The sequence below is a fragment of the Flavobacterium collinsii genome (genome assembly GCF_946903285.1).
In the GTDB taxonomy this organism is placed as follows: Bacteria; Bacteroidota; Bacteroidia; order Flavobacteriales; family Flavobacteriaceae; genus Flavobacterium; species Flavobacterium collinsii.
In genome coordinates, this window is record NZ_OX336425.1 from 5442311 (window position 1) to 5454263 (window position 11953).

General features: G+C 34.6%; 6 protein-coding genes. 2 read left to right on the top strand and 4 right to left on the bottom strand.

Annotated elements, in window-relative coordinates:
• Nucleotides 1-42: 42 nt before the first annotated feature.
• Together OGZ34_RS21840 and OGZ34_RS21845 are read left to right on the top strand one after the other, a co-directional pair.
• On the top strand, nucleotides 43-6588 hold the full coding sequence (locus OGZ34_RS21840) for a T9SS type B sorting domain-containing protein (protein WP_263361732.1): 6546 nt from the start codon (nucleotides 43-45) through the stop codon (nucleotides 6586-6588).
• A gap of 85 nt (nucleotides 6589-6673) precedes the next feature.
• A protein-coding gene (locus OGZ34_RS21845; protein WP_263361733.1) for an IS3 family transposase occupies nucleotides 6674-7905 on the top strand; the annotation gives its coding sequence in 2 pieces (ribosomal slippage) (nucleotides 6674-7022 and nucleotides 7022-7905; 1233 coding nt in all).
• A gap of 37 nt (nucleotides 7906-7942) precedes the next feature.
• On the opposite strand, the gene OGZ34_RS21850 is transcribed toward OGZ34_RS21845, so the two are convergent.
• The 4 genes from OGZ34_RS21850 to OGZ34_RS21865 form a co-directional block, all read right to left on the bottom strand.
• A complete protein-coding gene (locus tag OGZ34_RS21850) occupies nucleotides 7943-9319 on the bottom strand; it encodes an alpha/beta hydrolase family protein (RefSeq protein WP_263361734.1) in 1377 nt (458 codons plus the stop codon).
• A 42-nt stretch (nucleotides 9320-9361) separates the two neighbouring features.
• Nucleotides 9362-10024, bottom strand: a complete 663-nt coding sequence (locus tag OGZ34_RS21855) for an SdpI family protein (RefSeq protein ID WP_263361735.1) — start codon at nucleotides 10022-10024, stop codon at nucleotides 9362-9364.
• A 3-nt stretch (nucleotides 10025-10027) separates the two neighbouring features.
• Entirely contained in the window at nucleotides 10028-10282 is a 255-nt protein-coding gene (locus OGZ34_RS21860) for an autorepressor SdpR family transcription factor (protein WP_263361736.1), read from the bottom strand.
• Between the two features lie 107 nt (nucleotides 10283-10389).
• Entirely contained in the window at nucleotides 10390-11667 is a 1278-nt protein-coding gene (locus tag OGZ34_RS21865) for an MFS transporter (protein WP_263361737.1), read from the bottom strand.
• Nucleotides 11668-11953: the final 286 nt, after the last annotated feature.

Here is an 11953-nt window from a genome sequence, read left to right on the forward strand (position 1 = left end):
AGCATCATTTTTTGGCTATATTTGCCTACAAACTTTCTTTAAATGAAGCTAAGAACTTTACTCCTATTTATTGTTTTTATCAAATATTCTTGTGTTTTAGCACAAGAAATTAATCCGAATTCGTCTAATAGTATTTTATTAGAAAATAAACATGGTCATCTCATTCAAAATTTAGAAGAGCAAAAACAATTTTTGAAAATTAGGGAGGCAAAGAGGGAAGCTGAAGTCCTAAATTTAAAAAAAGTAATTTTGAATTCGAAAGAGGGAAATTTGACTTCAAAAACAGTCGCTACTCTTCAGGGAGTAGAGATATGTACAAATGGAGGTTTTGAGCAATATGAAACTATAAACGGAAGCAGTTATCTTAAGAATTTTCTTTATACAATAGGTGATCCTCCCGGTCCAACGCAATGCCGATCGATTACCAATACTGCCGATTCATACATCAATCGCTATAATCCTAATAACATGAACATTATGGCGACCAGTGTTTCTGCCAATTTGGTTGACCCCTATATAGGAGACATTAAAGCATTTGATCAATATACTCTTAAAATTAATCATGAGAACTCCTCTACCTATGGTTCTATTGTTCAAGGTAAAAGGTTTAAAACAAACAATGAAAATTATCTTAAATTTAACTACAAAGCGGTATTACAAAGTGTGTACGACAATAGCCATACTGATAATCAGGCTTTTGTAAAAGCTCGAATTTTAGATAAAAATAAGACTGTTGTAAGTGAATTTTGTCTGGTGGGAGATGAAAAAAATTGCATTTTCAGTAAGGTTCCAAGTCAAAGTTACGGTTATGTTACTTTATACACGCCCAATTGGCAATCAGGAGTACTGGACATCTCATCAATTCCTAATTACGAAGAATTTACCGTTGAGTTTATGGCTTCAAGATGTGGATTGGGAGGACATTTCGGATATATGTATCTTGATGATGTTTGTATCTTACAATCCACCGAAAACTTACAAGGCTCTATAGAACTTGATCCTTTGAATAAAGTTTGCCCAAATTTACCAATTTCAGTATGCGGTAATTATACTATTCCTAATTCCGGAGGAATTTCTGCCTCAGTAAAAAAGATCACTTTAAATGTTTACAACAGCAACAATGTGTCAGTTTATAACACATCAACTACTTCAAGCCTTGATACAACAAATAAAACATTTTGTTTCACATTAAAAAGTAATGATCTTCCAAATATTACAAATGCTAATTATAATGTAGGTGTACAAATAGATTATGATATTTCCGGAACTTCTTGCTCAGGAACCACATTTGATTCTGCTATAGATCCTGATGCAAATCCTGGCTGGGATATTTCTTTTTTAAATTGTTCTTCAAGTTGTAACATTAATGTTGCGACTGCCAAAATATCTCAATGTGACGCAAACCGTGATGGAAGTGAAAATTTTGATTTATCTACATTGAATTCTTTAATAGTTCCTTCTACGGTGGGTTTAAATTTTAGTTATTTCAAAAATTACAATGAGGCAGAGTCCAATTTGAATGCCATTACCAATTTTACAAGTTATCCAAGTTCAAGTGCTTCTATTTTTGTTAGAGTGAGCAAGGATGCCACTTGCTACAAAATAATTTCTGCCAATTTAGAGATAAGAAATCCCACAGCAAATATTACAGGTATCTTAAATGTTTGCTCTGGAAGCACTGTATTAACTGCTTCTCCTGGGGCTTCGTATTTATGGAATACTGGTGAAACTACACAAAGCATTACAGTAACTTCGTTAGGAAATTACTCTGTTACTGTTACAGATTCTTTTGGATGCTCCAGCAATGCCAATGTTACTATAGAACCAAGTCAAACCGCCGTTTCTCCTACTTTACAGATTACGCAACCCTCTTGTTTTTCTACTACAGGAACAATAAAGGTAACTTCGACAGCATCACAATATAGTTTTGATGATGGCGTAACCTGGGGCGCAAGCAATACGAAGAGTAATTTATATCCCGGAACCTATTTAGTAAAAATAAAGACCGTAAATGGATGTACTTCCTATTCTCAAAGTGTAATTATTACAGCTGCTTCTACTCTGTATCCAAATTACACTTATATCAATCCTTTATTTTGTGGAGATAAAGGAAGTATTACCATTACAACTCCTGCTGCATACTATAGCTTTGACGATGGTGTAACTTGGGTAAATAATTCTACTGCTAACAATCTTTCACCGGCAAATTATAAAATTCGGACCAAAGATTTACAAGGTTGTATTTCGTCGGCAAACAATGTACTTATCAGTAGTAATACGCTCGAAACTCCGACTTATACAATCGTATTACCCGCTTGTAGTACAAAAGGAAGCATTACCATCAATACTCTTTCTGATTTTTACACTTTCGATGGAGGAAGTACATGGGTTACCAATAATACAATGAGTAATTTAAATGCGGGAAGCTATTCTTTAGGAATTAAAAATGCCTTAGGCTGTACTTCCAATTACACTTATGCTTATTTAAATGATTTTAAAGATTCCTATCCTCAATATACAACTGAACAACCTACTTGCGGAGTAGACGGTAGTATTACTATTACTACACCAGCAGATTCGTACAGTTTTGATAATGGAGTAACCTGGACTAGTAATAATGTTAAAATTTTACCTTTTGGAAACTATCAAATAAAAATAAAAAACAGTGCGGGATGTATCAGCTCTGCTGGTTATGTTTCTTTAAATCAGCCTTATCTAAGTTCACCAATTATTTCCATAGAACACCCAACTTGTGGTGTAAACGGAAAAATTACTGTAAACTCATTATCCGATTTTTATAGTTTTGACAATGGCGTAACCTGGACAACACTTAATTCTAAGTCATTACCTCCGGGTAGTTATACTGTAATTACAAAAAATAATCTTGGATGTACCTCATATTCAACCGGCGTTTATTTAAATAATCCCAATATAGACCTACCTGATTATACTGTTGTTCAACCTACTTGCACCTCGTCGGGCAGCATTACAATAAATACAGCTGCCAGTTTCTATAGTTTTGATGGAGGGTATACCTGGGGAACTTCTTCTTCCTTATCAAATCTTAATTCTTATAAGTTTTACAACATTACAATAAAAAACAGTTTAGGGTGTGTTTCTAACTCCGTAGGTGTTTCGATTAACAACCCAAAACTTCCTGATCCGGATATTATCGTTACGAATCCAAGTTGTGGAAATATTGGTAATATTACATTCAACACCACTGCGGATTACTATAGTATCGATGGTGGTGCAAACTGGAGTACAAATAATATTTTTAACAATTTAAGCCAGGGGTCTTACAATTTAATTATAAAAAAGAATAACTGTACATCCAATTCCATTTACATTTATTTGGATGCCTCTAAGCTGGGACAACCTAATTTAACCATCGCGCAGCCAGGATGCGGTACTAAGGGCAGTATTAAAATTAATACGACTGCCAGCTTTTATAGTATTGACGGGGTAAATTGGGGGACAAATCCTGTTTTTTCAGACCTTCCAGCAGGGTATTATTACCCAACAATTAAAAATGCCCTAGGTTGTATTTCTAACTCAAACGCGATATCGCTTCAAGAGTTTTATCTCCCGGCTCCCACCTTTAAAACAACACAGTCTACTTGTGGAGTTGGAGGAAGCATAACCTTTACTTCAACTGAAGCACAATACAGTATAGATGCGGGGAGAAACTGGAGTACTAGTCCTGTATTTACTAATCTAAGTCCAAACACTTATTATTTATTAGTAAAAAATGCTATCGGATGTACATCTTCCCCTTACGGTGTATATGCCAGCCTGCAGCAATATTATTTACCCAATCCAGATTTTACATTAATTCAGCCAACGTGCGGCATTGATGGAAGTATTACTATTGCAACAGTTGCAAGTTCTTATAGTTTTGATAATGGTAACACCTGGACAACTAACCCAGTTCTTTCAGGACTTTCTTCTGGTTATTACAACATCATGATAAAAAATACAGCGGGTTGTAAATCTTATGGTTTATCAATAAGTATTAATCCTTATTATCTTCCTAATCCCAATATAAAAGTAGTACAACCAAGCTGCGGAAATGGAGGAAGCATTACCGTTACAACTCCTGCTGATAATTATAGTTTTGATGGAGGCAACACTTGGACTACAAATCCAATTTTATTAAATCCTGCAAGTTCGTCGTATAATATTCTTGTTAAAAATGCAAAAGGCTGTAAATCAAATTCACAATATGTCTACATAAACAAATATTATCTATCCTCACCAAATGCATCCGCTATTCAACCCACCTGTAGTACTACTACAGGAACTATAATAGTAAATACTACTGCAGACCAATATAGCTTTGATGGAGGAATAACCTGGACTACAAATCCTGTACAGAAAAATTTAGCAAGCGGCTCCTACAATGTATTAATAAAAAACACTCTGGGCTGTACCTCTTCCGGCAGTTATATCTATATAAATACACCTCCTGCAATTCCTGCGGCACCTGTTGTAACCAAAGTTCAACCTTCTTCCTGCGATGCTACTGATGGCAGTATCACCATAACTACACCTGCTCTAAGTTATAGTTTCAATGATGGAAACAGTTGGACAACAAGTCCTACGAAAATAAATGTGGGAGCTGGCACCTATATTATTAAAATCAAAACAAATTCATATAGCTGCGAATCATCGACCGCTGTTGTTAATTTGAGTGCCGGGCCTGCAATTGCTGCTCCTGTATTTACTACTACACAGCCAAACTGCAGCTCATCAAAAGGCTCTATTACCATTACAACAAATGCCGCTACTTATAGCTTTGACAACGGATTAACCTATGTTTTTTCTAATACAAAAACAGATCTTACTCCGGGTATTTATTTCATTAAAATTAAAAATTCAGCAGGTTGTATTTCAGATGCTGCTCCGGTCACGATCTCACCATTATTGCCGCTTACTGCTCCTGCTTTTACAGCAGTTCAACCTACTTGCACCAATTTTACAGGATCGATTTCAATTAATACCGTAGCCGATTTTTATAGTTTTGATAACGGAATTACGTTTGGGACCTCCAATACAAAATCTAATCTGTCTGCAGGAACCTATAATTTGATTGTTAAATATAATTCAGGCTGTATTTCTCTTGCCGCTACCATTACCATACAAGATGCGCCTGCAATTCCTGCTGCACCACAAGTTGTAGTCACAAACCCAATTGGCTGTAATCCTACAGGTACTATTATGGTTTCAACGGTTGCAAATCTGTATAGCTTTGATGATGGCCTTACCTGGAACACCAGCAATACTGCCAGTTTATCTCCCGCAAGTTATTTTATTCGAATAAAATACACAAATGGCTGCGAATCTACTTCGTATAAAGCAACCATCAATGCAGGTCCAAATGCTCCCGCAACTCCAATTTTTACTATTACTCAACCTACCACTTGCAGCAATCCATTGGGCTCAATTTTAATTACAAACACTGCTGATCAATATAGTTTTGACAATGGTCAAAATTATTCAGCCAATCCAAATTCAGGAGATCTAATCGACGGAACCTATATGGTTCGTGTTAAAAATAGTGCCGGCTGTGAGTCTGCTCCAATATCTGCAACCATTAACCGTCCAACAGATTATCCAAACGATCCTGCATTTACAACTATCCAGCCCGATTGCAATAATCCTAATGGTACTATTACAATTACCGACGCTGCATCTGAATATAGCTTCGATAATGGTGTTAGCTGGACTACAACTGCAATGAAATCAAATCTCGCTCCCGAAACTTATTTTATTAAGGTAAAAAATGATAAGGGCTGTACTTCAAATGCAACCACGGTTACCATAATTCCCTTTACAAATTTCACTCAAAATCCAACCCTATCCAGTCCCCAAATATTCTGTATTGAACAAAATGCCACATTAAATTCAATTACGATCACAGGACAAAATATAAAATGGTATGATGCACCGGCAAACGGAAACACTTTACCGGAAACAACTTTATTAGAAAACAAAACTTATTACGCTACACAAACATTAAACAATTGCGAAAGTCTAAGATTTCCTGTACCAGTAAAAGTTCAAAATACACCTATACCTAATGCCGATTCTCCTCAACAATTCTGTATTCAAAAAAATGCAAGAATTAGAAATATTAAAATAACAGGGCAAAGTATTAAGTGGTACGAAACTGCTTCATCTACTATAGGGTTATCTGAAATAACTGAACTTGTAGACGGAATCACGTATTATGCTTCTCAGGCTTTTGGCGGTTGCGAGAGTGACAAAATCCCTGTTACAATCAATATTCTTGGAGCGACAATAGGAGAATGTATCTATTTTGTAGATGAACTTCCTTATCCTAAATTCTTTACCCCAAATAATGATGGTTATAATGATACATGGACTATTGATTTTATCTATTTAGCTCCAAATACCGGAATTAGAATTTTTGACCGCTACGGAAAATTTATCAAAGAATTACACCCTGACACTCCCTGGGATGGGACTTATCTTGGACAACAGGAACCGTCTTCAGATTATTGGTTCACTGTTACAAGAATAAATGGAAAAGAAGTCAGAGGACATTTTAGTCTGAAACGATAAATAGAAAAGCCCTTCAGTGAAAGGGCTTTTCTATATTATAATTATGTCTCGTCCTGAAATAAGTTGACATAAAATTGACTTATTTATGAATAATCCAGAATTTAAAAAAGAGCGACGCAGTCAGAGAGATTACAACATAGGCTTTAAATTATCCGTTATTTCTCAGGTAGAAAAAGGCGAACTTACTTATAAGCAGGCACAAAAGAAATACGGCATACAAGGAAGAAGTACTGTTTTGGTTTGGTTGCGAAAATTTGGTAACTTAGACTGGAGTAAACCTAATCTTCTTTTTATGTCAAAATCAAAAGAAACTCCGGCACAGATTATCAAAAGATTAGAAAAAGAACTGGCAGATGAAAAACTGAAAAACATGGTTCTTAATACTATGATTGATATTTCTGACAGTCAATATGGAACTCAAATCAGAAAAAAGTTTTCTCCCAAACCATCAGAAGCATCCAGCAGGAAAAAGGAATAAGCATGTCCTATGCCTGTAGATTATTTGGGATAAGCCGACAATCAATTTATCAGCATGAATCGCGCTTGTTAATACGTGAAGAACAATTGCTCAAAGTTAGGGAACTGGTTGAAAAACAAAGAAGAATAATGCCTAGATTAGGCACAAGAAAACTTTATTTTTTATTGGAGGATTGTTTTGCTGAAAATGGAATCAAAATCGGAAGAGATGCATTTTTCAAGTATCAAAAAAGAGAACAGTTGCTTATAAAGCCTGCAAAAAGTTATATTAAAACGACTTTTTCTAAACACTGGCTTCATAAATATCCTAATCTTCTCAAAGATATTGATATATATAGGCCTGAACAGGTTTTTGTTAGCGATATAACTTACGTGAAATCTTATGAAAGAACTCATTATCTCTCATTGGTTACAGACGTTTTTAGCAGGAAGATTGTCGGATATCATTTAAGTGACGATATGAGTGCGGAGAATGTTGTTAAAGCCTTGAAGATGGCGGTTAAGAATAGAAAAAATAAACTTGCGCTAATACATCATTCAGACAGAGGGCTTCAGTATTGTTCCCAAGTTTATCAAAATGAATTAAAAAAGAATAATATTGAGCCATCAATGACCGATGGATATGACTGTTATCAGAATGCTTTAGCAGAAAGAATCAATGGGATTTTAAAGAATGAATTTTTAATCTATAAATGTAAATCAGCAGTAGAGTTAAGTAAATTAATTAAAGAATCTGTAGAATGTTATGATCAAAAAAGACCACATTTAAGCTTGAAAATGAAAACACCTAATTTTGTATATCAAAAAACCAGCAAAGAGAACTTTACTGGTTTTAATTAATATTGTAAAACTTGTCAACCTATTTTAGGACGACTCATTATTTTACCTGCGACAAAATCCAACTAGAAATTTCGTCTAACGCAATGGGAGAAAATGTTTGTTCTATTTTCTCATATTCATTTGGCGAACCGGTTTTACATTCCTGAAACAAATGATTCATATCAGGCAAAATTTTAGTAGTCACTTTTTTATTCCCTGCTTTTGTTAAATTGTTTTTTATAGCTTCTAAATTTACTTCGGCCGGAACCTGTAAATCTTTGCCTCCATTAAGGGCTAAAACTGGACATTTTACTTTTTCTAAAAAAGAAGCCGGATCCATCTTTATAAAATTATAAAACCAAATATTATTTATAAAATCGGCACAGTATTTCGCCATAGCCTCATTTTCGGAACCTGGATATTTTGATTTGAAATAACTCGTAATTTTATTTTTAATAGTATCATCAAAAGCAGAAGAAGCTAATAAAATATCATACGCACCTCTAAAAATCTCCTGGCCTTTTTTAATTTGTTCTTCAGGCATTCCGCTTTGTCGCTCAATTAATTCTTTTTGCAGTAAAAGTAACTTGTCTCCGTTAAGTCCGGGACCGGCTAATAAAATAATAAAATCAATATCTTTTGAGTTTCCGGCAACGATCGGAGCTATTATTCCGCCTTCACTATGCCCTATCAAACCAATTTTACTTTTATTAATTTCTTTTCTTGTCTTTAAATACTCCACTCCCGCCTGAACATCTTTTGCAAAATCAAATGTTATTGCACTCGAAAAATCTCCGGTAGATTCACCAACACCACGATCATCAAAACGCAAAACAGCAATTCCTTTTTTAGTCAAATAATCCGATAATACCAAGAATGTTTTGTGCCCTAAGCCTTCTACATCTCTATTTTGTGGTCCACTTCCTGTAATTAGAATTACTGCCGGAAAATTTCCTTCCTTTTTAGGCAGAGATAATGTTCCTGCCAGAGTTACATTGGCTGCTTTATTTTTAAATTTCACCTCTTCGGTATAATATGGATATGGTTTTACAGGCTCCTGAGGTCTCGTAGACACTTCTTTCTGAGTTGTTTCTTTAGATAAGTTAATGTCAATTGATTGCCCTGCTTGTGTAAGCTTTCCCACAATAACATTATTACTATTCAAAATTCCTTCATAAGAACCTCTTATAGCCGCAATTTCTAATTTCAAAACAGCATTCTCAAAAGAGGTTTTTGTAACAGGAATTCCTATTGCTCCCTGATCCGGGCTATCCATTGTAGAAATATATCCCGTTTCTGTTTTAGCAATATGAAAAACAACCCGAAGTTGAGTTCCCTGTATTTTTAAAAATCCGTTCCATTGACCTGAAACTTCTTGTCCAGTCATTATATAAGAAGTTAAAGCTGCTATTAGAATAAGTATTGTTTTTATCATTTTTATTGAGATAAATGAGATTGTATTGTTGATGATTAAGAATTATAATTTCCCTTGTTTTTTCTCCAATTGTTTGAATTTGATAAAAGAATACGCGACCGGCACGAAGGCTAAAACAATCCCAATTGTGACAAAGGCCTTTGAGAAAACAAAACCTGAAAAAATCAATCCTCCGAAAATGATGATAATCCCACCCACAAACCAAAGTTTACCTGCAAATGCATGTGTAGCCTTCCAAACCTCCTGACTCTCGAGGGTCCATGGTGTGCGAATTCCAATAAAATAATTGGGCTGAATAACTTTAAAATAGTTTCCCAAAACCATAATTAAAATTCCCGCCAAAACATAAATCAAATTTGGGTTTGAAACAGACTGATTTTTTGTCACATGTAAAAGAAATAAAGCCAGTAAAGACATAAACAGAACCATAAAAAACTTTAATTGATAAAACTTCTTTCCCATTAAAGAAAGTCTTTTTTTAGGATCAAGTAGTGCAGCTGAAGACATTATCGCATAAGTCAGAACCGGTAATAGAAAAACTAACACAATCAAAAAAGGTTTACTGCCCCATCGGTCAATTTGACCATTCATGTTCCAGTGAATCGGAACTCTTTCCGGAAGGCTGTTCCAAATAAATGCTAAGTATACGTACGGAATCATTACAATTCCAATAATTGGAAGCTCTTTTTTCAATTCTAAATTCATTTTTTATTTTTTAAAAGTTAATATCCATTGCAAAACATCTTCCATAATGGTGGTATTGATGGAATAGATGATAAATTGCCCTGTTTTTTCAGAAGTAATTAAATCGGCACGTTTTAAAATATCTAAATGATGCGAAATACTGGGTTTTGATATATTAAAAGCATCAGCAATTTCTCCGGCAGACAAATCCTTATGTTTTAGAAGCTCCAGAATTTCTCTTCGCGTTGCATCGTTAAGGGCTTTAAAAATATCATTCATTATTTATATATTTAGACAAATATCTAAATACTTTTCTAATTAGCAAAAAAAGTGGCTATAATTTTAAATCATAGCCACTTTAGAGAATTTTATATTTTAATTGAATCTTAAAACTGATGCACTTTCTTAGAAACCATCAAAAAGGAAACCAACGAAATCAACGCAGCTCCGGTCAGATAAAATCCTACATAACTTAAACCATAAGTACTGGCCAGCCAAATGGCAATCATTGGCGCAAATGCAGCTCCTAAAATTCCGGCCAGATTAAATGTTAAAGATGCTCCCGAATAACGAACATTTGTTGGAAACAATTCCGAAAGAAAAGTTCCCAAAGGTCCATAAGTAAACCCCATTAGAGCCATTCCGATACAGGCAAATGTGGTAATTAAAACCATATTTGCAGCGCTCAGAAAATATGAAAACGAAAATCCGAAAATTGCAATAGCAATCGTAGCGATAATTAGTATTTTACGTCGCCCAATCTTATCTGCCACTACTGCCGAAACCGGAATAAGAAATGCAAAAAACAAAACAGAGAATAACTGAACCAATAACGCATCTCTTTTGGTAATCCCTAAATCTGAAGTAATCCAGCTTAAGGTAAAAACAGTCATCAGATAAAAAACCAAAAAAGTGGTAACAGCCGCCAATGTTCCAAAAATTAATTGATTTCGATACGATTTAATCAAAGTCAAAAAAGGAACTTTAACTTCTTCCTGTTCTTTTTTAGCATTTTCAAATGAAGGAGTTTCTGTAATTTTTGTTCGAATATAAAATCCAACAACAACTAAAAGCGAACTTGCTATAAACGGAATTCTCCAGCCGTAATCCATAAAATTTTCGCTGGTCATAGTATCCGTCAAAATTAAGAAAGTTCCTCCCGAAAGCAACAATCCAATGGGAGCACCTAATTGCGGAAACATCCCGTACCAGGCTCGTTTATCAGGTGGAGCATTTTCAATCGCCAGTAAAACAGCACCACCCCATTCACCACCTAAACCTACGCCTTGCCCAAATCGACACAGCATTAATAATAAAGGAGCGGCAACGCCAATACTGGCATAACCCGGCAAAAATCCAATCGCAACTGTTGAAATACCCATCGTCAATAAAGCTGCTACTAAAGTAAATTTACGTCCAATTTTATCTCCATAGTGCCCAAAAAAAGCCGAACCTAAAGGGCGTGATAAAAAGGCAATTGAAAAAGTAGCTAAAGATTCAAGAGTCGCTGTAGTCGAATCTGAACCAGGGAAAAATAATTGAGGAAAAACCAACACAGCAGCGTTGGCATAAATATAAAAATCAAAAAATTCAATGGTGGTACCAATCAAGGAACCAAAAAGAACATGTTTTAAAGAGTTCTTTTGTTTAGGGTTATTTTTCATTTGGCTCTGATATCGTTTTTCTTTTAAACAGTATTGCGAAAAATGAATCAATTCATTTTTACGCAACAAACATTTGTCTACAAAAATATAGTTTCATTATTAAAAACTCAAACATAAGCGCAATACTTTTATATTACTCTTAAATTTTTAACAGAAATAACAAATCAAACATTTTATTGCTTCACAAAAAATTTCCTACTCTTTTTGAATCAACATAAAACTAAAACACTGAATTACAGGATTTTAAATAAAAACTAAAAAATCAAATCTTAAGCATTAGTTAAAA